General features: G+C 56.1%; 19 protein-coding genes. 4 read left to right on the forward strand and 15 right to left on the reverse strand.

The window, feature by feature from the left end:
• Positions 1-81: 81 nt before the first annotated feature.
• The 5 genes from DWB85_RS16995 to DWB85_RS17015 form a co-directional block, all read right to left on the reverse strand.
• On the reverse strand, positions 82-801 hold the full coding sequence (locus tag DWB85_RS16995) for a hypothetical protein (protein WP_117956956.1): 720 nt from the start codon (positions 799-801) through the stop codon (positions 82-84).
• Between the two features lie 172 nt (positions 802-973).
• Positions 974-2,101, reverse strand: a complete 1,128-nt coding sequence (locus DWB85_RS17000; RefSeq protein WP_117956958.1) for a phospholipase A — start codon at positions 2,099-2,101, stop codon at positions 974-976.
• An 11-nt stretch (positions 2,102-2,112) separates the two neighbouring features.
• Positions 2,113-3,000, reverse strand: a complete 888-nt coding sequence (locus DWB85_RS17005) for a hypothetical protein (protein WP_117956960.1) — start codon at positions 2,998-3,000, stop codon at positions 2,113-2,115.
• A 54-nt stretch (positions 3,001-3,054) separates the two neighbouring features.
• Entirely contained in the window at positions 3,055-4,320 is a 1,266-nt protein-coding gene (locus tag DWB85_RS17010; protein WP_162846177.1) for a carbohydrate porin, read from the reverse strand.
• Between the two features lie 412 nt (positions 4,321-4,732).
• Positions 4,733-6,397, reverse strand: a complete 1,665-nt coding sequence (locus tag DWB85_RS17015) for a M81 family metallopeptidase (protein ID WP_117956964.1) — start codon at positions 6,395-6,397, stop codon at positions 4,733-4,735.
• A 160-nt stretch (positions 6,398-6,557) separates the two neighbouring features.
• Between DWB85_RS17015 and tnpA the strand changes: the two genes are divergently transcribed.
• Complete coding sequence (gene tnpA, locus DWB85_RS17020) at positions 6,558-6,992, forward strand: IS200/IS605 family transposase (RefSeq protein WP_117956967.1); 435 nt, start codon at positions 6,558-6,560, stop codon at positions 6,990-6,992.
• Positions 6,993-7,092: 100 nt separating this feature from the next.
• Here the strand turns inward: tnpA and DWB85_RS17025 are convergent, their stop codons facing one another.
• The 9 genes from DWB85_RS17025 to DWB85_RS17065 all read right to left on the reverse strand — a co-directional run bounded on the left by DWB85_RS17025 (position 7,093) and on the right by DWB85_RS17065 (position 20,012).
• Positions 7,093-8,436: a metal-dependent hydrolase family protein gene (locus DWB85_RS17025; RefSeq protein ID WP_117956969.1), complete on the reverse strand. Its 1,344-nt coding sequence runs from the start codon at positions 8,434-8,436 to the stop codon at positions 7,093-7,095.
• Positions 8,437-8,522: 86 nt separating this feature from the next.
• Positions 8,523-9,545: a DUF2860 family protein gene (locus DWB85_RS17030; RefSeq protein WP_162846178.1), complete on the reverse strand. Its 1,023-nt coding sequence runs from the start codon at positions 9,543-9,545 to the stop codon at positions 8,523-8,525.
• A gap of 354 nt (positions 9,546-9,899) precedes the next feature.
• The gene (locus DWB85_RS17035; RefSeq protein ID WP_205422780.1) at positions 9,900-11,306 is read right to left on the reverse strand and encodes a serine hydrolase domain-containing protein; all 1,407 of its coding nucleotides are present in this window, start codon (positions 11,304-11,306) and stop codon (positions 9,900-9,902) included.
• 192 nt (positions 11,307-11,498) lie between these two features.
• Positions 11,499-12,497 (reverse strand): class A beta-lactamase, encoded by a 999-nt coding sequence (gene bla / locus DWB85_RS17040; RefSeq protein WP_117956972.1) that lies wholly within the window; start codon positions 12,495-12,497, stop codon positions 11,499-11,501.
• Positions 12,498-12,535: 38 nt separating this feature from the next.
• Positions 12,536-13,261, reverse strand: a complete 726-nt coding sequence (locus DWB85_RS17045) for a DUF3299 domain-containing protein (RefSeq protein WP_239017369.1) — start codon at positions 13,259-13,261, stop codon at positions 12,536-12,538.
• Positions 13,262-13,290: 29 nt separating this feature from the next.
• On the reverse strand, positions 13,291-14,916 hold the full coding sequence (locus DWB85_RS17050; protein ID WP_205422781.1) for an amidohydrolase family protein: 1,626 nt from the start codon (positions 14,914-14,916) through the stop codon (positions 13,291-13,293).
• A 14-nt stretch (positions 14,917-14,930) separates the two neighbouring features.
• Complete coding sequence (locus DWB85_RS17055; RefSeq protein WP_205422782.1) at positions 14,931-16,535, reverse strand: amidohydrolase family protein; 1,605 nt, start codon at positions 16,533-16,535, stop codon at positions 14,931-14,933.
• 68 nt (positions 16,536-16,603) lie between these two features.
• Positions 16,604-18,235: an amidohydrolase family protein gene (locus DWB85_RS17060; protein ID WP_205422783.1), complete on the reverse strand. Its 1,632-nt coding sequence runs from the start codon at positions 18,233-18,235 to the stop codon at positions 16,604-16,606.
• Positions 18,236-18,311: 76 nt separating this feature from the next.
• A complete protein-coding gene (locus tag DWB85_RS17065; protein ID WP_205422784.1) occupies positions 18,312-20,012 on the reverse strand; it encodes an amidohydrolase family protein in 1,701 nt (566 codons plus the stop codon).
• Positions 20,013-20,535: 523 nt separating this feature from the next.
• Here DWB85_RS17065 and DWB85_RS17070 point away from each other — a divergent pair.
• Positions 20,536-21,408: a winged helix-turn-helix domain-containing protein gene (locus tag DWB85_RS17070; protein ID WP_117956978.1), complete on the forward strand. Its 873-nt coding sequence runs from the start codon at positions 20,536-20,538 to the stop codon at positions 21,406-21,408.
• 98 nt (positions 21,409-21,506) lie between these two features.
• Positions 21,507-21,899, forward strand: coding sequence for a TPR end-of-group domain-containing protein (locus DWB85_RS17075; protein WP_117956980.1), 393 nt, complete (start codon positions 21,507-21,509; stop codon positions 21,897-21,899).
• Between the two features lie 72 nt (positions 21,900-21,971).
• Here the strand turns inward: DWB85_RS17075 and DWB85_RS17080 are convergent, their stop codons facing one another.
• Complete coding sequence (locus DWB85_RS17080; RefSeq protein ID WP_205422785.1) at positions 21,972-23,624, reverse strand: amidohydrolase family protein; 1,653 nt, start codon at positions 23,622-23,624, stop codon at positions 21,972-21,974.
• Between the two features lie 144 nt (positions 23,625-23,768).
• Between DWB85_RS17080 and DWB85_RS17085 the strand changes: the two genes are divergently transcribed.
• Positions 23,769-24,599: a bile acid:sodium symporter family protein gene (locus DWB85_RS17085; protein WP_117956984.1), complete on the forward strand. Its 831-nt coding sequence runs from the start codon at positions 23,769-23,771 to the stop codon at positions 24,597-24,599.
• Positions 24,600-24,767 lie beyond the last annotated feature (168 nt).

The raw sequence follows: 24,767 nt of genomic DNA on the forward strand, positions 1-24,767 counted from the left end.
CGTATTATGATGTGCCAAGGCTTGAATCTCCCGAGTTTTACAGTGTTTGTTCGCACTTCCATTGTACCAACTTGTTGAGATTCAAGCCTTTTTTATGTCTGATTTATGGGACAGCAGTGATATCGTGTATTTTAGCCACTTCGGCATGGCTTCAATAAAACTGGATGGAATCATCCAGCCGCCCATAGCGAGGTAGGATCGCATCTGAGCGTAGTTTTTCAGCGGAACGTCTCGACGATATGGCAAACCGCCGACATTGTCGTAAAACTCTCGCACCCGAGCCACAGTCAAGCTACTGAAAACGAACTCCCCTGCCCTCGGTCCATCAGCAACGCGCTCCAAAGTAATTTCTGTATTAGGAATAGTCCAGCTAATCCGCCGCCCAATACTCTTTGCCTCCTCGTCGTCGGCTTCTGCAAACACCGACGCATCGGGTATTTGATCCCAGGTTGGCAGCTCAATTCGAGAAAGAACATCGTACAGGTGATGAATAGCATCACGACCCAACTCGCGACGGGCCGCTGGTGGAACGGCACTCAAGTCAAGCATTCTTTCCAGATCCCGCTCAAACTCAAGCTTACGAAAATAACCCGCGCGTGTAGGGACTCCACGGTACTCCTCAAGAAGAAGATCTGAAAGTTCATCGGACGTCGTCAGAAAGGTATTCAGCGTCGCCCTGGGACTGGATAGATCAGGCGGTTTCAGTGGGAATTGGGTATCGGCGGCATAGACGGCGGGCGCCAACACCGCCAGAAACGGAAACAATACACAGGGTATCAACATCGCCAGGAAATTCTTCATGACACATTACCGTGAAGCAGCCAAAGCTGATAAACGTTGACGGACACACCAGCTCCTTGCACGTCTTTTGTGCTCAGGAATAATTATTGCGTTCCCAATATGCAGGCACTCCCCGGGGGCGAGTGGACTGGTATTGTAGAAACGCGAATTCTCTTGTTTTCATTGTCGGTGATTAGAAGCGTTGAAGGTAGTCATTCATCGCAATACCGATGCCAAAACGCTCCATATCGTAATCGTAGTCCAGCAGGCTCTCGCCATAGCCATTATAGTATTGTGCGTAGATGCGAAATACTTTGCTGATGGGGTAGCTCCAGGTCAGCTCGAAGGACGTCTCCTGCGTACCGGGCCGCAGCATTGCGGTAACCGTATTGCGATTCGGTGCCCAGACCGCGCGCAGATCACCGTATCCGTAGTAGCGATGCATTCCGGGGTTGTCGTCGTCCTCCTCGTCTTCAGGAATCCGGTACCAGGCCCTGGCAAGAACCCCCAGATCGTCGGTGATGGAGATAGCGCTTTTGGCCATTATGCGATTCCAACTCCTGGAATACCGCTGGCTCTGCCCGTTCGACTGGTGGTTGAAGCCCAGTGACCACCCGGCAATCTTTAAGCCCAGTAAATCGTATTCGCTGAAGTCTCGCACGAAAACCTCCGGTTCATAATTCGTCTCGCGAAACGGCGCAGAAAATTCGTCATTGAACAACTGCCAGTAAGACCTGGAAGTGTAAGAAACGAATGTGTCGAAATTGGTTCCGAACATTTGCCGCCATACTGGCGCCTTTATGCTGACCTGAAACTGCATTTCATCGTCCTGCACTGGATCCACTGAGTCGGTCTGGTCTTCAAACGGGGCTTGGTTGGGTTGGTCCATGACCGTGTACAGGATGTAGTTGGGCAGGTTCGCCGTGATAGCGAAGGGACGCTCCTCGATTTCCGACTCAACTTCGTAGCGAGAAGCAATAACGTCCTGTTGTTCGTATACAGGCAAAGACGTTAGAACTTTCTCTTCTTCTATAGACACTCTGTCCAGGGCAGTCGCACAAGCCTTGCGAAGTTCCCCAATGCTGGTCGACTCGTCCGCAGAGGCAATGGCCTTTAGCATGCACCTATCCAGATCGCTTGCCAATACTGGCGAGGGTGCAACTACAGGGCTGGCAATCAGCAAAGCCAGAGCCCAAGCGGCAAACTGAGGTGCTCGAAATTTCATTTTCATCGACTGCTCCTGCCGTTCGGTAGAAAGATTCAGATTGACTGACGCCAGCCGTGACATCCAGGCGTGTGGACTCGGGTTGTTATTCTTCATCGCAAGACCTCCTACCAGGGAAGTGGAACCACGGGACCCAGAGAAAAGCGAATCTGGAAGTCAGGCCCAAGACTGTCAGCCTGCTTTACGAATTGCCAATACTGCAGGCTCAACTTCCAGGGGGTTTTGCCAAAGCGGGTGGTCTTGGAAAATCCGACTCCAACCGGCAGGGTCCATTTCTCCTCTCCAGGCGACGCCTCATGGTTGTAGCTGAAAGTAGGTGAACCGGTAATTTGCCAGCCGTCGCTCAGGTTCACGACATAGAAATACTGCCCCCCCGTGATACTGGTGTCGAAGTCATCGTTACCACCCACGTCCCATTGATGAGTTACCAGCAGACCGAGAACACCCCAATCGAAGATCTGGGCGACAGCCGCCTCGGGCCCCAACAGATACTGACCCAGGCCGACGGCATCGTCGGTGGCAGTATCCAGGGTCCCCACCACGCCACCGACCAGGACCAGTTTGCTGGGCAGTGTTTTACCGATAGCCACGTCAAAACCGATGTCACCCAGTTCTACATCAGAATCGTTGAATGCCCCGGACAGAATACCGAACTGGCCGTCTTCTGTAGGAAAAACATCAGCGCCGCCAACCCGTGGAATCGGCTGCTTATACAATACTGGAATGTTGGGACGAACGAAGAGGTTCACTCCTTCCGCCAGCGGGTAAGGCAGCACGGGCTGGAAGCTGACGCGGTATGCCTCCTGACCGTCGGCCCCGGGCAGATCGCCCTTATAGCTTGTGTAGTCCAAGTTAAAATTGAGAGTACCAAGGGTGGTGTTGGGATTAGCCAGCTCTCGCGCGATCTCCTCATTGCTCTGCTCCTCCTGCGCTGAAAGGCCCGAACCCGTCAATGCGAACGCCAGTCCTGCCAACAATGATGTGTGTCTTTTCATCTGATTTCTCTCATTTTTTTCGTGACATGGATGGTGGTTTGTTTTTGAACTGAATCACAATGCGGCTCTCAGGCGGAGGCCGAAAAAGGTGCTCCAGTCGTCAGTTGCATTGAGGGCTGGATTCCGGATGACCTGGACACTTGGCGTAAGCGCGATTTCCTGAGTGAGTTGAAGATGCTGGAAAAGTTCGAGGGAATACTGGTCGCCGAGATTCGTTCCGTAGACGGAAGGGTTGGGACGATTCCAGTTCAATCCGACACCGAACACGGAATGTCCCGGGTTCCAGGTAAAGTCAAAACCGGTGCTGAGCGAGGCTTCGTAGGGGCTGTCCCCATCGTCCGCCCATCCGGCCCGTAGAAACTGCGTGAAGCCGCTATCGGCGCTTGTTGTGATCGAGGCGCTGATGCCCCAGCCGTCGGGAGTTCCGGCGCGGCTGCGCTCGTCGACTTGCCAGAGTGTGACGTGCGCGTTGTTGAGGATCACTTCCTCTCGACTGGAAGCCCAGCCCAACTCAAGCGACTTGAAGGTCTCAAAGTCATTGACCAAGCTGTCAAATCCATCGCCGAGATTGGTGGCATCGCCATTAGCATCGGCGATTAGTCCCCCGAGGTAGAGGTGGTCTGTCAGGAATCCCGCGACAACGGCGCCGAGAGCACCGTCAGGGATGCCGCCCATGGCTCCGGATCCATTCAGGAAGGCGTTGTTGGTGAAGCGGGTCCACGGACTGGCAAGCGGGTAAACGTCGACGTAGTCGCTGGTGTCCAGGAAACCGATGTTGAGAGCTCCACGCCCGCCACCAAACAGCTGACTCCAGAACAGGTGGGTAGCCCTGAATCCCTGATCGTTGAATCCTACGCTGGTGACCCCGGCGTAACCAAGCTCGTCGGCGAAAGCTCCTGGAGCCTGGTCGGTGTAGGCATGGCGGTGTTCGAATTTAAAGACGAGGCTACCGTTGTTCTTCTTACCGCGATTGAACAGCTCCCAATTGCCATAGCCACGGAAGACCCCGCTTGCCGCAGTGCTGGCACCAATACTGTCGGTCGCGACCAGTCCCAGTGACGTATAGTCAATCCCGAAAGTCAGACCGGTCCGTTCCTTCACACCCGTCTTCCACGAGTCAATGTCGTTCTGCAGGTCAACTCCGAGAAGATCAGGCTTGTCTATTTCGTCTGCCGCAAGCTGGGAGCTCACCGCGGCTGGACCGGCGAGTTCCCTGGCGCTGTCCTGCGCGTGAAGCAGTGGAGCAGCAGCCCAAAGAAGAGCAAATGCAACCATGCCTCGAAGTGACATTTTACGACATGTAATAAAGAAACAAATCATCAGGCTCCAGTTTCGGGACTGAGACCGCCAGCAAGTGTGCGACGATAACGCCGCATCGCTTGCAAGAGTCCATCCATCAGATCGGCCGCGAGCATCACTCAGAACGTATGCATAGAACATTGTATACTCGATAAGCTTGTCTTAGCGGGATGCAACTTGCCCTCAAACACCGTGCCACCAACCTGGCCCACGTTCCGAAGCCTTTTGCCACGATATATCCTGGCTATCCTGAGTCTATCCATAAGTTTACTGAAAAGCATTGTGCATCATGCCTTCTTTGTCTGACGCGAGAGCACCGATTGATCTACAAGTGTCTTGGGTTTTTGCCATAGACCTCTAATGCCGTAGCTTGGACAGGGCTCGAAACATTACTAACCAGCATCTTAGTGAAAAGTGTTTTTTGATATGTTCGCTAACCCACAATACTAAACTTTGCGTTTTCATCGAGAGGGTAAATGGGATACGTTAACTGGGTGTGCTCGAAAAGCGTAATATCGCGACTGGTGGTTCCGGGAACATCAGCGATCAACAACTTGTCGGTGAAGTTTTCATAGAACGCTCGAAAGTGCATCCCGCTTTTGACACCGATGACGTCATATTCCTGAATGATGATGCCATGTGGCCGTCCCTGCGTATCATCGTAGGTCTGGCATAGGCCGGAAATAACGATGACATCCACCGTATTCTCGGCTTCGATGACCAACCTGGCGGTAGGGCCAAGCTGGAATGGGCCGTTGAAAGCGGTCCCCCCGCGAACGATCTCATTCCCATCCGAAAGGGACTTGACATAGGCTTTGGTCTTGATCGGTTCGCCCGCCAATTTCTCAAATTTGCCACCGAGGTCCACATCGATTGTCGCTCCGACACCGGCGGCGACTGCGGCCTTTGCGGTTTCCGGATCGTGTATGGACATGAAAGCGACTTTCCCCAAGCCTTTGGTCTCCATAAGGGCCTTCAGCAGGTGGGTGCCGCCACCGCCGGCTCCGCCACCCGGATTATCCGCAGCGTCCCCAATCACGATCGGGGTATGGTCGATGACATCGCCTTTCGTTGGCAATTCACGAACATAGTGGCCGTCCCTCTCGAGCATGACCAGCACAGAGCCCATAGTTTTATCCAAAGGTTCTAAGGGGATGATGGACTCTTTCCGGTGATCCCATATCCACTGCGCCAGTTCGTCCACCAGTTGTTGTGCCAGCTCGAGGTTATTTTCGGTCGTGACCATCGGGTACACGCCACAAAAATTGCTGTCCTGGTATGGGAAACCATGCATCACAGAGCAGTTGAGAACACCGGGCCGCTTTTCTATTTCAATGCACTTTTCTTTAAGTCGATTTGCAAAGGTGCCCTCCTCTTCGGTATTGCTCATCCCCATCATCAGGGGCACTTTGCGATAGGCGGGCGTAGGATGCGATTCTCCTGCCAGGATTGCAGCGCCGCGATACATGGCATCACGTGCACATGCATTCATATCCATATGAGGATATTGTTTGCAGGCACTGAAGAAATTCATGTTGTCCACCATTTTATCGGTGATCTTGCCATGCAGATCGCCCGACCAGACGATCATCGTGTCCTTTCCTACGAGTTTTCTGACTGACTCCGCCAAGTCTCCTTCAAGATCGGGCGTGCTATTCACCATGCCGGCACCGTGAACAGAGAGGTAAACGATGTCCATCGGTAACTGTGTTTTCAGCGTGCCCAAGATGTCCTTTTTCGCATCTTTCCAGGCCTGATCGTTCACCGTGCTAAAGCACCAGTCTACATAGAACATGACCCCCGGGAGCAGTTCCCAGCCCTCTTCCTCGCAGACATCCACTGCCCCACCAATGGCAGTCCCTTTTATCTGCTTCTTGATCTGATCGCCGCGGAAAACGCGCATTCTGTCCAGCGTGGTTTCGCCCATGCCTTCGGTGAGGTAGGTGTTGGTTTCATGGAAAAAACCAACATAGGAGACTCTCAATTTTTTTGAACTTGTCATTTCCCTCTCACTTTTCCCCGTTAGCGCAAACAAGGGTGTTGATGCTGCAGCAACACCTGCAGACCCGGCTAGCGAAATAAATTTTCTGCGTTTCATGAGCTTTGGTTGCTATCTATACGATGTTTTAGTTTAGCGTAGAAACCCACGTCCTTAGGACGTGGTCATGAGTGACAGGCTCGGCCTGTTACGAAAGGAACGGCCCATGCTATATCTCCAAGTTGAGTTGTGCCGACAACTGAACTAAGGAGAAATAACGATGAGCCGTTTTGAGAAGTTAACGCATGTACTCTGGCATTGCCAGTACCATATTGTATGGGTTCCCAAGTACCGATTCAGGGTACTGAAGGGTGATATAGCGCGGGAGGTGAACAATTGCATTCAAGTCTACAGCAGCAGAATCGGTTGCCAGGTGGTAGAACTGAATGTGCAGCAGGATCACGTTCATCTATTGGTGAAGGTGCCGCCGAAAGTATCGATATCCCGATTGATGGGTGTAGTGAAGGGGAAAAGTGCCCTGAGGTTGTTCACGAGATTTCCGTATCTGAAGCAGAGGCCTTATTGGGGAAACCATTTCTGGGCGAAGGGCTATTGCGTCGATACGGTGGGGTTAGATGCGGACATGATACGCAAGTATGTAAAGTATCAGGAGAAGCAGGAACAGCGCCAAATCCAGATGAATCTGAGCAGATGATGAGTAATGGCACGACTCGAGCCAGCCTTCTCAGAAGGCTGGCATTACTGCCCCCTTATAGGGGGCATAAGGCAAGTCTGCGTTCTATGAACGCAGATATTTAGTTCAAAGTGTTTTTATAAATTTTCCCATCTTTCATGATCAGCGCGAGGTTCTTTTCAGGGTCATGGAAGAGGGTTAGGTCTTCCAGCGGATTACCGTTGACCAAAAGAATGTCGGCTAATGCGCCTTCCTCGATTACGCCCAGCTTGCCCGGATAGGGATTGCGCGGACCGCTCAAGTACAGGATCTCGGCGTTGCCGGCCGTCGCCTGGTTGAGGATTTCGGCAGCCGTGAACCATTTCAATCGATTGGTCAGTTCATAGGATTGCTCTTTTTTCTGTTCAGCGTTGTCGACGAAATCGCTCCCAATAGTGATTTTGGCTTTGTACTTCTTGGCCAGCTTCATCATGTTGTCGAGACCTTCTTTAGCCTGTCTTTGTCGACTCTTACTGCCTTCACTCCAATTGTCCGGTGGATCAGACAGAAATACACCGGTCTGGGTGTTCAAGAAGGCGCCTTTCTCCACCAGCAACTTCATCGTCTCTTCAGTCATCAGGTTGCCATGATCTATGGCCATCGCACCGGCTTCCAATGCCAGGCGCGTGCCCTTGTCGTTGTAGCTGTGGACAGCGAGGTACGTATTCCATCGCTTGGCCTCTTCCGCGGCCGCCTTGATCTCCTCGAACGAGTACTCGCCTATGTCCAGCGGATCATACATGCCGCTCACCGCCCCGCTGGTGAACATCTTCAGGAAGGCTGCCCCCTGGCGCATCTGAAGACGCGCGGCGCTCAGCACCTCGGGCACGCCATCGGCGATCACGGTACCCCCGTTGTACTCGCCCTCGGTCCACGCAGGGCCGCCCAACTGACGCGGTCGCTGTGTCGGCGGCCTCAGATCGCCATGCCCTGCGGTCATGCCGATTCCGGCGCCGGAGGCCCAGATGCGTGGTCCGGGGAAGTAACCTTCATCGATGGCCTTCTTGGCGCCCAAAACCTGCCCCCCGGTGTCTCGAACACTGGTAAAGCCGCGCATCAAGGTGTTCTTCGCTTCAGCCAGGGTTCGCGCCGCAACGTAATCAGGCAGCTGGTTGAACATGACCAAAAAATTCATGTTCAACGACAGATGAACATGGGCATCGATAAGTCCGGGCATCAGCGTGCGCCCGCCGCCGTCGATCACCGTGCCACCCGCGACAGCAAGCGGTTCGGTCGAAACTGCGGTGATCTTGTTGCCCGTCACCACGACATTGGCATTCTCGATCAGGGCTTCGTTCACCCCGTCAAAGACATTGACGTTGGTGAACAGGATCGGCCCGTCGGCGTCCTGAGCAGCCGCCGGCATCGCGAAGTTGAGGGCGAGGGCAAGCGCTGCGGTCAAAACTTTCAGGTTCAGTTTCTGCATTTCTTTTTCCTCTTTGCTGCGGGCTCGGTGGAGCGTTCATTTAGTACTGTAATCCGGGGGCCCCGACAGTGTTCGGGACAAGCAAATTATTTATGACCAAAGAAGTAGGCCAGCCCCAGGTTCACGCCAAAGGCCGAGGCATCGTGAAAATCGACGTCGGAGTTGATGTCAGCGTAGACCAGCGAGCCGAATGCTCGCCAGTTGCCGTGACCCATGGCCAGGTTGCGGAAAGTTGTCACGTTAAACACGTACCCGTCGCTATCGAGCTTGCGTCCGTATACAGGATTGGCCTGATCGAAGTCCGAATTTAAGAATTGCGCTGTGGCAGCCAGGTTCCAGTCCATGCCGACATACCCGTAGGTGAGCTTTGCCGAGGATGTATCGGCAGATAGCGCATCGCCATCCCGGTCAGTGGCACCGACGATTAACTCAGGTTGCAGTATGTGGTTGCCATTTTTCCAGCGGTACCCCAGCGCAAACCGGCTATCATTGCCGTCCCGGCGCAGGAGCTGAATTTCTCCGGTTGTCAGGCCCAGCGCGGGATCCGTACCACTGCGCTCATTATCGATGTCAATATCCCGGGTGCTAATCTGGACATAGATGTTGGAGCCAAAAATGCGCCGCCAGTCAAAACGCAGGCCACGTGAGTCTCGATCAGCATCATTTCGCGGCGAACCTGCCAGGTAGGGGTCTTCCCAGACTTCTCCCGGGATACCGCTGAACAGCAGACTGATGCCGGTTACGCCAGCTTCGTCCCACTCTTTGCGTATGCCCAGGCGGCTGGAGAGGTCCAGGGTCACCAAGTCCTCCAGGCTGCTGCCGAAAAACGCTTCCATGCGGTTGCCGAAGGCATAGTTCACCTCACCCGAAAACGACGGATAAACATCACTGTTGGAATCGGGCGATTGGTTAACAGACTGTATGGTGTCATCGCCGATGTCGATCAGCTTATTACCGCTCACGAGGTTGCTCTTCAAATCCAGATAGCCGCCACCGAAAAGCAAGTTGCCGTAGAAGCCCTTTTCGGCGCGGACCTTATCATCGGTGGCATGCACCCCGGTTGAAACGCAATACAGTGCCATCAACACCAATTTTCTTACTGAGTTCATTCGGACCATTGCCTGGATTCTCCATTAAAAGATTAGGGCTTTCGTTGCCCACGGAATATTCGTTGTTTCAACATAGCGCCACCGCACGATATTGAGCAGCAACTGCTCATTGTGCGTCTCACAAATCGAGTCGTTCAGTTCCCAGTGGTGATGCTCCATGACTTGGGTGTGAAAGGAGGCACAACCGTTCAATCCGACAGCTGCGCTGCCGAGCATCATCAGTACCAAGGTCTTTTTGATCGATTAAACCCGTTCAATTAATCGTGTTCTTGTTTGCTGCAGGTTCGGTGGAAAGTTCAATCTGCGCCGTGCAGGAACGCCCCTCCACCGAATCCGTGACTGTTGCCGCTCCGGTTAGTCGAAGACAGAACCGGTGGGCGGGAAATAGTCGACCGGCCCGTCGCCGCGAATAAAGATCCGGTGGTTGAACCGGACGAAGTTGAGTTCGCCAGACGGATCTTCGAGCAATTCACCAAGGGCGCCCTCGTTCGGACCTTCGGTGATGATGAAATAGCCATCGGCCGTGTTGGCCACATTGGCAGGCGCGGGATCCTGGCCCTTGGTCAAGGCGGAGAACTGGACAAACACATATTTGTCGCCCTCTTTGCGAATCTCGATGTTTTGGGAGTTACCCTTGAAGACGCCGACGAAGGGATCGAGCACAGCCGGATCCACGCCCGCTGCGACCGGAGAGTCGGCCTCGATTCCCGTGAAGGCTTTGACCGCTGCGTCCGTAATTTTACTGTAGGCTTCGGCACCGCGATCGCTGTGGACCATGACCACCACGGCAAAGTCGCGATCCGGGATCAGCTTCAGAAAAGAACGCGTGCCGGGCCAGTTCCCCCCGTGGTAGGGGCTGGTGACCCCGTCGTAATCGTGGATGAACCATGTCAACCCTGTAAAGTCGCCGGCCTCAGCCTCGACTGCCGGAGCGTGGGCATAGTCCAGCGCTTCCATGGACAACAGCTGGTTCCCGGAGGCATCCTTGCCGTCCAGCTGAAAGCGAGCGTATTTCAGCATGTCGGTAACCGTAGACCGGAGCGCGCCGGAGGCTGCGGACTCTCTGATCAACGGAATGTAGTACGGCTTGAGATCACTGATGCTGCCTTCCCCGTAGATCGGCGGATGACCCCATGCGTAATCTTTAGCCGGCGGAGTGGGGTCGTAGTTAAAGGATGACGAATCCATGCCGAGCGGAGTCAACAGGTTCTCTTCGATCAGGTCCTCGATCGGCTTTCCGCCGACATGCGACACCACATGGGTAGCGAAGGTGATACTGGTGTTGTTGTACATCCAGGTTTGACCGAACGGATAGATCTGCGGAATATATGCCCCCTGGAGCATGACCTTCTCGCTGATCGACCCGCCCGGAGGAACACGAAGGAACCCATGGTCGCCATACCAGCCAGCGCGATGGTGGAACAGGTCAACGACTTTTGCTTTGGAAGTGGCCTCGAAATCCGCGACCCTCCACCACGGCAGGATGTCGACGACACGCGCGTTCAAATCCAGTTTGCCCTGTTCCGACAGCTGCATGGCCACCGTCGAAAGGAAGGTTTTTGTCACCGAGCCAATTTGAAACTGCGTATCAGGGGTAACGGCCTCGTCGGTGCCTACCTTGGTGACACCGATTCCGGCGCCGTAGGCGTTGGGCCCGTAGATGACACCGATCCCGAGCCCTGGTATGCGCATTTCTTTCGCAATTTCAGTGGCTTCGGCGACAACTGCGTCAAAGACTGCTTGTCCCTCTTCCTTAGTCATGGGCTGTTGGTTCTCCTGTGCAAGTGCCGGTTGAATTGCACATAATGACGAAATAATTAAGGCAAATGATAGTTTCATTAGATTCTTCACTGGATTTCTCCTGTTGCTATAACAATGGTTCTTCCTGTAGAGCCCTGTCTTCGCCGTGCAAGATCGCATCGGCAGAACCCGCGCTCCGCAACGTTTTCCGGTTTACTGCTTCGCCATCTGCCCAACATAGAAGTAGTCGAACAGCGAGCGGGCGACCTCTGCAATGGCCCGGTCCCTGTCCGTCTCGGATGTCTCGCTGCTCTTGGTGAACACGGCGATGGCAAACCGACGACCGTCGGGGAGCGTGATATAGCCGACGTCATTGGCCACCCCGCCTATGGTTCCGGTCTTGTGCGCCACGGGCGTTCCCCTGGGCAGCAGCCCCTTGAGCCGGCCAGCGCCGGTGCGCGTGCGCGACATGACATCAATCAGGAAGTCGCGGCTCTCGGGGCTTGTCGCCGTGCCACTGTCGATGGCAAGCAGGAGCAGCAGCATCGCAAGGGGCGTTGCCTGGTCGCGGGGATCTGCCTCGAAGTCCAGATTGCGGTCACCCTGGATCTTCAAGAGCTCCGGCCGGGCCCTGAAGGCCTCTGTGGCGAGTTTTTGCGTGGCCGGTCCCGGCAAACCATAGAACTCCCCGATGATCTCGCCGGTCAGCCGATCGACCCTGAAATCAGTGATCCCGAGCCTGCGCAGATATTTGGTCACTGCCGCGGGTCCACCGGCCAGCCCCATCGAAATGTCGGTCGCCGTGTTGTCGCTCTCTGTGATCATCACCTCGATCAGGTTCGCGATCGACAACTGGAGCCCAGGGTGAACGAATGTGCCATTAAGCGCAGCGTCCCCGATCATCATCATATCGAGTGTGACATCGACCATCTGGTCGAGCCGCAGCTCCCCCCTGTCCACGCGATCCAGCACGGCAGCGGCGATTGCGACCTTGTAGGTGCTGGCCATGGCGAAGGTCTCATTGCCATTCAACGCGATGACTTCATCGCCGCCGATTTCCTGCGCCGCGAAGCCGATGCGCCCGGCAAGCTTCGTCACGACCCGTTCGATCGCGGCTGCAACGGGCTGTGCCTCTGTTGTCTGGCTGTATGCCGGGCCGAGGGTGGACGCTGTGGCAAGTGCCAGGGCCATAATGACGTTACGATATTTCATTTTAGGTTTCTCCTTGAGAATTACGAGCCGTCGGTGTGTCAACGCCTGGCTCCGGTGGTGACGGTTTTCGCGGACGCATCAACAACGCCATTCCCGCCCAAGTCTTCCCGTCGCTCGACGGTGTTGGCATATAGGGTCCAGCCGCTGAGCATGCGCGCCTCTCCATCGAGGATGTATATGGTATTGTCGCTTGCTTCGACTCGCAGCTTGCCGGACATCTGAACCGGCACATAAAGAGACTGGCCCTGCGGATCGTCCAGCAATCTCACCCGCACGAGCGTGTTCGGCGGAGGGGTCGGAAGATGGCTGCACATTCCCACCTGGGAGACGAGATAGCCGAAGTAGGTGCCATCGGCGGCCTGCGGCGCGGGGATCAGATAGCCCGATAGCGTAACCTCGGCCCCGTCCAGAGCGGGGTTCGTGGCCATGAGCGCGGTCTTCCGCTTTTTGGCGACCTCCCAGCGCTGGCTTAAAAGCGAATCGACATCTTGACCGTTGATCTCAAGCATGACCTTCGCCGCGTTGCGCCGGGCCGTGAGCCGGGCACGCTCATCTTCAGCAAGATCATCTTGCGAGAGCTTCTGATCCAGCTCGACCAAAAGCTTCAACTCATTGAGCAAATGTGGCCCCATGTCTCTGTAGGGATCGTCGAAGACTATGGCCAAAGGGTCCGCAAGGTCTGAAAACCTTATCTCTTCAGGCTGCGCAGACGCCTGTGTGGCGGCCGACATGGCCGCCACGAAGACGGAGGCCAAGAAGCGCATGTTCACGCCTCGTTCTTTAAGCGTCACGATCACTCGCCGCCCTTCGCCGGGAGGGCCGTGAAGTCACTGGGCATGCCGGTCGAGAATTCGGCATTCCATGCCTCCACCGAGATCGGTACGAAGCGCGGCTTGGCTTCGGGCTCAAACCGGATTGGCTGACCGGCGAAAACGGGAAGTACTTTGTCATCACGCAGCGCAACCTGACCATTGACGAGCACGGCTTTCATACCCGTTGAAGGGACGGCACCCTTTTCGTAGGTTGAATTGTCGGTGAATCGTTCGGGGTCAAACACGACGATATCGGCAACCATGCCGGTCTGCATGCGCCCGCGTTCCTGCATGAACTTCAGACCGGTATCGCCGAGATGCCTGGCGGCGTTGTAGCTGAGGATCGAGATCAGCTGCATCATCGGAATGTTGTTTTCGCGACCGAGGCGGATCGTTGTTCCTCGGGTGCCAGCCGCCCGGGGGTGGGTGTTGCCGAGCTGGTCCAGCGGGATATCCCACGGGCCGAGAAGCGGTTCGGGAGGAAGCGCGTCGCTGGCCACGGTGACGCCCTTCAGCGTCAGCCATTTCGGCGCATCTTCGGCGGGCATCTTGAACACGACGATCGGCTTGGTCGGATTGGCAACTGTGTCGGCCTTGAATGTCTCCAGGGTGTAGAAATCACCCGTAACCGGATCCTGCACGGTATCCTCATAGCGGTTGCCCAGGTCGTCGATCCAGCTCTCCGGCTGCAGGAACGACGCATTCAACGTTGTGGACCCGGCTGCGTAGGGATAGATTTCACCCCAGATGTTGTGGCCCTGTTCCTGAAGCCCAACAATCATTTGCTGGGCAAGCCGCCAGCCGGGGTTGTTGAAGTGAAGAACGATCGCCGGGGCACCCAGCGTCAGGGCATTAGCGATGAGTTCCTGCGCACCGTTGTTCTCGGTCGTGTCGGTGCCAAGCGTATAACGTGTATGTGCGCCCGTCGGGCGGCCATAGCGTGCGCCAACCTTCTGCACCTCGAACATCTCGCGGGAAGAGACGCCCTCCCTCATATAACCCACGGTGCTGCCAATGCCGGGTGCTCCCGCCTGCAGACCCTTGTCAATCTCTTCGAGAATCGCGTTGCCCTGTTCCAGGGTCGGGCGCGTTACGCTCCAGCCCGATTTCTTGCGGGTTTCCAAAGCGGCAATGGGACCGTTTACCAGGAAATCCCCCTCTGCCCCGTCGAGCACCACCGCGCGAGCCAATTCGTGGCTGACCGCGCAGCCATAGTTGGCCTGGGTCACACCGGCGCGCGCTTCGTACCAGGCGGCGACATAGGATCCCGCGCAGCCCGCCTCGAAATCAATGCCGCTGGTCATGCCGTCGCGCAAGCCGACCCGGTAGCCGATTGGCGTCTGCCAATGGAAATGGGTGTCGATGAAGCCCGGCGCCACGATATGGCCGCTGGCATCTATTGTCTCAGTGCCCTCAATCTTTTCTTTGGTGATCGCGACGATTCGACCGTCTTTTATGCCAACATTGGCGATGTCGTCATACAGGGTTTCAGGGTCCATGACCCGGCCGTTGTTGATGACCAGGTCATAGTCTTGAGCCAAGGCCGGCGCAGCACTCATGACGCTCATCAAGAGGGTTCCGATCAGTAGATGTCGTTGCTTTTTCATTGAAATGTCCACTTTTACTTTGGTTTATCTTGCTTGCCGCCGTCCTTAGGGAAGGCGCCTGTGAAGGTATCTGGCATACCGGTCGTGAATTCGGAATTCCACGAGTCTAGCGAGATCGGCACGAAGCGCGGCTTGGCTTCGGGTTCAAACCGGATCGGTTGACCGGCGAAAACGGGAAGTACTTTGTCATCACGCAGCGCAACCTGGCCGTTGACAATCACAGCCTTCATGCCCGTCGACGGGACGGCACCTTTCTCGTAGGTCGAATTGTCCGTGAAGCGTTCGGGGTCAAACACCACGATATCAGCTACCATACCTTTCTGGATGCGACCGCGTTCTTGCATCGCCTTCAAGCCGGTATCGCCCAGATGCTTGGCCGCGTTGTAGCTGAGGATCGACATTAGCTGCATCATCGGGATGTTGTTTTCCCGACCGAGCCGGATCGTCGCAGCTCGGGTGCCAGCCGCCCGGGGGTGGGTGTTGCCGAGCTGGTCCAGCGGAATATCCCACGGGCCGAAGTGCGGTTCGACCGGAGGCGCGTCGCTGGCCACAGTGACGCCCTTGAGCGTCAGCCATTTTGGCGGATCGTCGGCGGGCATCTTGAATACGACGATCGGCTTGGTCGGATTGGAAGCGGTGTCGGCCTTGAATGTCTCCAGGGTGTAGAAGTCGCCCGTGACCGGGTCCTGCACGGTATCTTCGTAGCGGTTGCCCAACTGCTCGACCCAGCTCTCCGGCTGCAGGAACGAGGCAATCAAAGTGGTGGACCCGGCAGCGTAGGGATAGATTTCACCCCAGATGTTGTGGCCCCTTTCCTGCAGCCTTGAAATCAATTCGTGTGTCACGCGCCAGCCGGGGTTGTTGAAGTGCAGGACGATAGCAGGCGCGCCGAGCGCGATTGCGTTTGCAATGATTTCCTGCGCGCCGTTCACCTCGGTCGTGTCGGTGCCGAGCGTATAGCGTGTATGTGCGCCAGTCAGGCGGCCATAGCGTGCCCCGACCTTCTGCACCTCGAACATCTCGCGCGACGAGACGCCCTCTCTCATGTAGCCCACGGTGCTGCCGATGCCCGGCGCGCCTGCCTGCAGACCCTTGTCAATCTCTTCAAGAATCGCATTACCCTGTTCCAGGGTCGGGCGCGTCACGCTCCAACCCGATTTCTTCCGGGTTTCCAGCCAGGCAATGGGACCGTCTATCAGGAAATCGCCCGTTGACCCGTCGAGTACCATCGCTCGGGCCAATTCGTGGCTGACCGTGCAGCCATAGTTGGCCTGGGTCACACCGGCACGCGCCTCGTACCAGGCGGCGAGATAAGATCCCGCACAACCCATCTCGACATCCATGCTGCTGGTCAAGCCGTCGCGCAAGCCGACCCGGTAGCCAATGGGCGTCTGCCAAAGGAAATGGGTGTCGATAAACCCCGGAGCCACGATATGGCCGGTGGCATCGATCGTCTCGGTGCCCTCAATCTTGTCTTTGGTGATCGCGACGATTCGACCGTCTTTTATGCCAACATTGGCGATGTCGTCATACAGGGTTTCAGGGTCCATGACCCGGCCGTTGTTGATGACAAGGTCATAGTCTTGAGCCAAGGCCGGCACAGCACTCATGACGCTCATCAAGAGGGTCCCGATCAGTAGATGTCGTGGCTTATTCATTGAAATGTCGACTTCGATTTTGGTTTCTGTTATTTCCCGCCATCCTTGGGGAAGGCGCCTGTGAAGTCACTGGGCATGCCGGTCGTGAATTCGGAATTCCACGAGTCTAGCGAGATCGGCACGAAGCGCGGCTTGGCTTCGGGTTCAAACCGGATCGGTTGACCGGCGAAAACAGGAAGCAGCACATCGTCACGCACCGTAACCTGACCGTTGACGATCACAGCTTTCATGCCCGTTGAGGGGATCGCGCCCTTTTCGTAGGTTGAATTGTCCGTGAAGCGTTCGGGGTCGAACACCACGATATCGGCAACCATACCGGTCTGGATGCGGCCGCGTTCCTGCATCGCTTTGAGGCCCGTATCGCCAAGATGCTTGGCCGCGTTGTAGCTGAGGATCGACATCAGCTGCATCATCGGGATGTTGTGTTCCCGACCAAGCCGGATCGTCGCACCACGGGAGCCTGCCGTGCGGGGGTGGGTACCGCCCAGTTTATCCATCGGGTAATCCCACGGGGCGTCGTACGGCATGGCACCAACGCCATCGCTGGCCATGGTCACGCCCTTCAGCGTCAGCCATTTCCACTGGTCGTCAGCGGGCATCTTGAACACAACGACCGGCCGGGTCGGTTCGGAGGCGACGGTGGACTTGTAGGTTTCCTGGGTGTAGTACTTGCCTGTGACCGGATCCAGAATGGAATCTTCATAGCGATTGCCCAGGTCATCAACCCAGCTCTTGGGCTCCAGAAACTCCGCATTGATCGTGGTGGAGCCCGCAGCATAGGGATAGATTTCACCCCAGATGTTGAAACCCCTTTCCTGTAGCCCTGAAATCAATTCGTGTGTCACTCGCCAGCCCGGGTTGTTGAAGTGCAGGACGATCGCAGGCGCGCCGAGCGCGATTGCGTTTGCGATAAGTTCCTGTGCGCCGTTAACCTCGGTCGTGTCGTTGCCCAGCGTATAGCGTGTATGTGAGCCAGTCGGGCGGCCATAGCGTGCGCCAACCTTCTGCACCTCGAACATTTCGCGGGAAGAGATGCCCGCTCGCATATAGCCCGTGGTGCTGCCAATACCGGGTGCGCCAGCCTGCAGGCCCTTGTCAAGCTCCTGGAGAATCGCGTTGCCCTGTTCCAGGGTCGGGCGCGTCACGCTCCAGCCCGTTTTTGCCCGGGTTGTGTAAGCGGCTACGGGGCCGTTCAGCAGGTACTCGGCGCCGTCCGACCCATCGAGCACCATCGCACGGGCAAACTCGTGGCTGACCGCGCAGCCATAGTTGGCCCCGGTCACACCGGCACGCGCTTCATACCAGGCGGCAACATAGGATCCCGCACAGCCCATCTCGAAATCCATGCTGCTGGTCAGACCGTCGCGCAACCCGAGCGAATAGCCGATAGGCATTTGAAAGTGGAAATGGGTGTCGATGAAGCCCGGCGCCACGATGTGGCCGGTGGCATCTATCGTCTCGGCTCCGCTAATCGCGTCCGGGGTGATCGCTACAATCCGGCCATCCTTGATACCGACATTGGCAATGTCGTCGAACAGGGTTTCCGGGTCCATGACCCGGCCGTTGTTGATCACCAGATCATAGTCTTGCGCCAAGGCCGGCACGGTACACATGACGCCCATCAAGAGGGTCACGATCGTCAAATGTCTTTGCAGTTTCATTGGTATCTCAATTTTGAGTTTGGTTTTCAGTGGGGGCGAACCACGCGCCATCGCTCAGCCCCCACTTGTCCTCGTATTACGACTGGTCAGGGACAAATGTCCTGGGTTCGATAGAAATCTGGTCCAGACGGCCCTTTTCCATCACCGGGAAACGAATTGGCTTGCCCGGAAAAACCTTTTGCACCACGGAATCTTTCACCACCACGACGCCGTTCACCAGCACGTAGGGAATCCCGGTTGAGGGCAGCGCGCCCTTGCCTGGCTCGTAAGTGCTGTTGTCTGTGACCGTATCCGGGTTGAAGACAACGATGTCGGCATCGGCACCTACCTGCACCCGTCCCTTGGTCCTGAACTGGCTGATACCGCCCAGCTCGTCAAAGTACTTGGCGTGTAAATAGCTCAGCTTGGAGATAGCCTCCATCAAAGGCATGTTCTTTTCTTCGCGCACCATACGCAGTACTTTGGCCCGGGTACCTGCGCTGCGCGGGTGTACGGACTTGCCTTCATAGGGAGAATCCCAAGGGTAGTAGTTGAGGTTTTCATCCTGGATAGCCATACCGTCAGAGACGACGACCACTCCTGGCTGAGCCAGCCATTTAGCGATGGCTTCAGGCGAGTTGTTGTAAATCACAATCGCCCTGCCGGGATCATTCTTGCGTACGTCCTCATACATCGCTTTGTCCCAACGGGTGCCATCGAGATTCGCAACGTCTGAATAGGTGATCCCCATTTGAGCCATGCCTGCTTCCGTAAGAAGATCGGCAGAAGCAATGGTAGAACCGGCAGCATAGGGGTAAACCTCACCCCACACCTTGGCGCCTCTTTTTTCTCTTGCGTCGTTAATCATGGGAATGGTGTATTCCCAGTCCATGTTGCTGTTCAGGTGTGAAGCCATGAAAGGCGCATCCAAAACCATGGCATTGGCCAGCATTTCCTGAACGCCCAACTGCCCCTCATTGGGCGGACGAACACCAGCAAAGCGTACATGTCCATTTGTAACCCGGCCGTATTTTGCCGCCAACTCCTGGTATTTATACAATTCGTATTGGGTAACACCCGTGGTCATATAACCGACGGGAACGCCCACGCCCAAGGCTCCTTGGCGAAGGCCTTCGTCGACATAGCTCATAATCCGGGTCATTTGCTCTTTATTGGGCAAGGTGGACGACCAGCCCGGCTTGCGCCCTTGTTTCTGTGCCTTTGCGGCTGCGGCACCTACCACACTACGGAACAGTTCGCCCATGTCATTACCCATAGCGGCAATTTCAGGACCGTCCAAAACCGATACACGGGCAAGCGTTGCGAGCACGACCATGCCGTAGTTGCTCTGGGTTTTGCCCTCGGCTTCTGCATACCATTTGGCAATATCGCCGGCGCCTGACTCGAAATCCATCTGGGTGGTCAAACCATCCCGCAAATTAACCTTGCGACTAAATTGATCCGTGGCGTGCTGGTGCCCCTCGATAAAGCCCGGTGCAACAACGTGACCCTTGGCATTGATGGTTTCTTTGCCCTTGATTGCGTCCGTGGTAATGGCAACAATCTTGCCGTCTTTTATCCCAACATTGCGCACACCATCAAAGTTGGTCTCCGGGTCCATGACCCGGCCGTTGTTGATCACAACATCGTAGGTCTCAGCAAGAACCTGTGGCGAGATAGCCATCGCAATAATAGCAACAACGGTAAAAAGGGCCCGCTGGATATTCCCTGCTTCCTTTCTACGGCGACTTCGTTGCATAAATCTCCTTAAAGTGTATCCAGTAATTGTTGTGGTCATTTCGACTTACTTCCGCGTGAGCTTGCGTTAGTGGGGCGCCCGCTCTGCCGGGGCGCCCCCAAGAGCGTTGCCTGTTTACTGCTTCGCCATCCGCCCAACGTAGAAGTAGTCGAACAGCGATCGCGCGATCTCGGCAATCGCCCGGTCCCTGTCCGGCGAGGGGCCTGAAAATCACAAACAGATTGCCAGCAAAGTTCTGAACATAAGTTTCGCACTCTTCGTCATCCTGGTTTCCTCAACTGCTTGGATTCCATATTGCCTTGTGACACCTGGATCAGGGATACACCTGGCAAGAGTGGCAGCGCCCATGCGGTAGGCATAGACACCGCAGGCGTGCAATGCCTCTAAGGGGCCTCTTGCAGATAAGCCATCCCGGTTTTACTTCACACCAACGGTAATAGTACGCAGGATATTGTACCTCAATCGTGAAATAACTTGATGAAAAGTTAACGGATAGAGTGGTCAAAACTCTGTGGTATTATGCTGTTACTGTACCGGCACCGCATAGGACGGCCATTTACCATTGAGCGTCTTGCAAGCCACTAAATTCAAGGGATTTAATAACAGCCTGTTCCGCGAAGGCAACGTCAAACTGATGAAAAACAGTACGGCTTTCATGTTCGGATCCTTTATGCTCGATTCGTCAGCGGGTCTGTTTCGCGATGACAGACTTGTGCCACTGCCGCCCAAGGAATTGGCTCTGCTGCTGTTACTGCTGGAGGCTCAAGGCCGGGTTGTAAGTCATAGGGAGATAGAAGAGGAGTTATGGCACAACCAGGTCGTGGCCTATGCCTCGCTTGCGCGCTGTGTCTATTCGCTCCGAAAACTACTCGGTGCCGACGGCAAGAGCTACGTGGAAACAGTTCCCAAGCGCGGCTACCGCCTGGCCGTGGCGGTGAAAAAATTCGAGCCTTCCCAAACCAAATCTGCGCTCTCCGAATGTATCTCCACATTGCCTCTGGCCTATTCACATTACGCTGCGGGCGACAGGGAAGCCAATGATCCCAGCCCTGCGGGGCAGGCACGGGCCGTTCTGTTGTTTCAAGAAGCCGCCAGAGTGGACCCCAATTTTGCGGCGGCACATGCGGCCGTGGCTGATACCAGAATGTACCAGCTTTTGCGTGGCGACCTGGTCCCTGCCGAAGGTCTGAAGCTTGGTTTGGAGGCTTGCCGGTGTGCCCTTGAAGCGAACCCCAAGCTTGTTCAGGGCTTGTCCATATTGGCCTGGCTCAAAGGCGCTATGCTGGGCGAGCTCGATGAGTGCATATCCTCCTCAATGAGGCGCTGGCAATCGATCCCGGGTATTCCCGCGCCTACGTTTATCGCTCCTGGATATTCCGGAACCAGGGTCTCGCCCGGGATAGTACCGTCGCCGCTCAGCGGGCGGCGGAGATAAATCCTCACGCCTTGCTCAACCGGCACAGTTACAGTTGGGCACTCTTTTGCAACGACCGTGTTGCAGAGGCGCTGGCGCATGAGGTGACTTTGCAGCGAATGTACCCGCTGGACGACGTCTCTCCGGCCTATGCGGGCATCTTCGCCGCGTATCTTGGAAGATATCGGGAAGCGCTCGCGGCAATTGAAGCGGCGATACACATCTCTGCAGGAAGGCCCGCGGTTTGCGCTGGTGCTGCCTATGTTTTCGCAAGGGCGGGTAAAATCGAGCGGGCCCTGCAGTTGGCAGAGGCCGCCGCGGCGGCCATTCTTCCTCGCGCACCCAGGCCAATACTGGCCCCGGCGTATGCCGAACTGGGCGATGTGGACCGCGCTTTGGAACTTTTGAGTGAGGCGCGTGATGAAGGTTGTGTCTGGTTCGGCCCCGCACGCCTGGATCCGCGGCTGGCCTCCCTGAAATCGGACGACAGATTCCTGGCCCTGTTTTCCTGAATCCTGAAAGACGCTTATCACAAGGAGCCCGGGACGACCCTCGCCCACAGCCGGGCGTTGCAGACATCCATATCAGTGGATATGAATGTCCATGTCACCCATTTGGACGGGCTGTGAGCCGGGCACGCCGCCGCCGCCAAAATCTATCGGTGATGCATAGTAGGTCTTATACCAGCCTTCAAGGGTGATAGGCTCAAGGCGGCTTTTGACTGGCTCAAAGCGAATCGGCTGACCGGGATTGACCCCCTTGAGTACCAGGGAATCCTTGACCACAATCACGCCGTTGACCACGACATACGGAATTCCGGTGGAGGGGAGTGTTCCCTTTTCATAGGTGGCATTGTCGGTCACCGTGTCGGGGTCGAAAACAGTGATGTCGGCAACCATCCCCTCCTGCATGCGGCCCCGTTCCTGCATGCTTTTCAGACCCATTTCCCCGAGGGGACGAGCCGAGTTATAGCTGGACATTGCAACGATTTGCATAAGAGGAATGTTGTTTTCCCTGGCCAGCCGCAGGGCCCTGGCGTAACTGCCCGCCCCGCGCGGATGGGTGTTGGGCAGCTCGTCATAGGGCGTGTCCCAGGTCAGGTCGTCATCGGGGAGCATCGGCATGCCATCAGTGACCAGCGAGACGCCCGGCAGCTTGAGCCAGTCCACCACGGCCGACTCGGGCATCTTGAAAACAAGCACGGGCCTGACCGGCTCCTTCGCGATCATCCGGGCGCGTGTCTCCTGCGTGTACCACTCCCCTGTCTCTACATCCTGAATGGTGTCCTCGTACTTGTACCCCAGGGTCTCCACCCACATCTCCGGCTCCAGGAAGACCGCGTTCAAGGCGGTGGAGCCGGCGGCGTAGGGGTAGATTTCTCCCCAGACGTTCATGCCGCGCTCACGCATCCGCACCAACAATTCGTGCACCAGGTTGTAGCCAGGGTTGTTGAAATGGTTGGCCAGGGCCGGGGCTCCCAGGGCCGCCGCGTTGGCCAGCAGCTCCTGAATGCCGTTGGCTTCGGTGGTATCGGTGCCCGGGGTGTAGCGGAAATGGGCGCCGACCTGCCGGCCGTAGTGGCCCGCCAGGCGTTGTAGCTCGAAAAACTCACGCGCAGACACACCGTCGCGCATGTAGCCGACGGTCGATCCGATACCGAGTCCGCCGGCCTGCAAACCCTCGTCCAGGACCTGCAGGATTCTGTTGGCTTCTTCGAGGGTGGGCCTCCGGCAACACCAGCCGGTTCCTGCACCGCGGGTATCAACAGCTGAGCGTGTATCCTGGGCGCCCTCGAAGCCATCGAGAACCGTGGAACGGGCGAGCTCGTGGGCAACGGCCTGCCCGTAATTAACCTGGCTGTTTCCTGCCCGCGACCTGTACCACTGATCGATATAAGGACCATTGGTGCCGACCTCGAGATCCATAACGCTGGTCCGGCCGTCGCGCAGGGCGAGCTTGTTTGACCAGGGCCGGTCGTAGTGCCAGTGGGTGTCGATAAACCCCGGTGCGACCACATGCCCGGTGGCGTCGATGGTCTGCTTGCCGCTGATCTTGTCCTGGGTGATCACGGCGATCCGGCCCGCGCTGATGCCCACATTGGCAATACTGTCGTACCTAGTCTCAGGGTCCATAACCCGGCCGTTGTTGATGACCAGGTCGTACTCCTCGGCGCCGCTTACCGAGATGACAACTGCTGCGGCTATAACGCCAACCAGAGCTCTAATGCCTATCTTCATAAGATTTATCCTCTTGAACCGGACCTTCATCAACTGCCAAGACTAACGATTTCGATCTTAACACATATATTTCGTTATCGAAATATACCAATTTGTCAGGCCGTTGCTGGAGGCAGCGGTTTTTGTGTCAACCAGGGGTCCAGAATGGCTGATTTTTACGTAAGGCACGAATACTGGTTCGCGGCCAGCCAGCTGATTCTGGCAATGCTGGCATGGGCGCCACGCGCCACGCTGACTCCAAAGTATTTTCGCGACGTGGTGCTTGAACCCCTCGCCATTTCGGTGGGCACAGCGATACAGCTGCTAGCCGTGCCTCTGGCTGCCTTCATCTTTTTGCGGTTACTGGGCGTGCACGACGGGCTGGCCGTAGGTATTGCCTTGATTGCCGCCATCCCGGGTGGCACCGTTTCCAATATTTTCACATTCTTCGCCTGCGGTAATGCCGCCCTGTCCATCAGTATTACCGCTGTCACAACCCTGGCGTGTCTTGTATCCACACCTTTGATTCTCTCGCTGATGATAAGCCAGTACCTGCCGGCCGATTTCACCATGCCCAAAGCGCAGATAACACAGGAAATCGCCCTTACGTTGCTGCTGCCGCTGGCAATCGGCATGTTATTTCTCTACCTCTACCCACGCAGCGCTCCCACCCTGTCCAAGTGGAGTATTCGCGGGTCTTTGCTGGGCATCATTGCAATTGTGGTTGGCTCCGCCATGGCTGGGCGCTTGACTATGACCGCATTTGGCTACAGCAATCTGCTGCTGATAGCGCTGTTTGTCGTATTCCTGTCTGCTGTGGGTTACCTGACTCCGAAGCTGGCGCTTTTATCGCGGCCCGAATCCAGCGCAATTGAGTTCGAAGTGATTGTGAGGAACATTAATCTGGGTGTTCTGATCAACGCCTCTATCTTTCCTGCCGCCGTTGCGGAAACAGCACAGCTGGGAAACACGGTGCTATTCACCCTTATACTGTAAGGTGCCCTTCAGCTGTTTATAGCGGCGGTTCTTATCTTTATCTATAGACGATCCTCCAGGGCATAATCCTCACATTTCGGGGATCTCAAAGCGTGATCCAGAGCCTCGCCCCCAGCAGCGCTTTGGCTGCACAACTGGGGGGACAGCTGTCCCTCGATAGTAAATAGC

Source organism: Seongchinamella sediminis, assembly GCF_003457605.1.
Classification (GTDB): domain Bacteria; phylum Pseudomonadota; class Gammaproteobacteria; order Pseudomonadales; family Halieaceae; genus Halioglobus; species Halioglobus sediminis.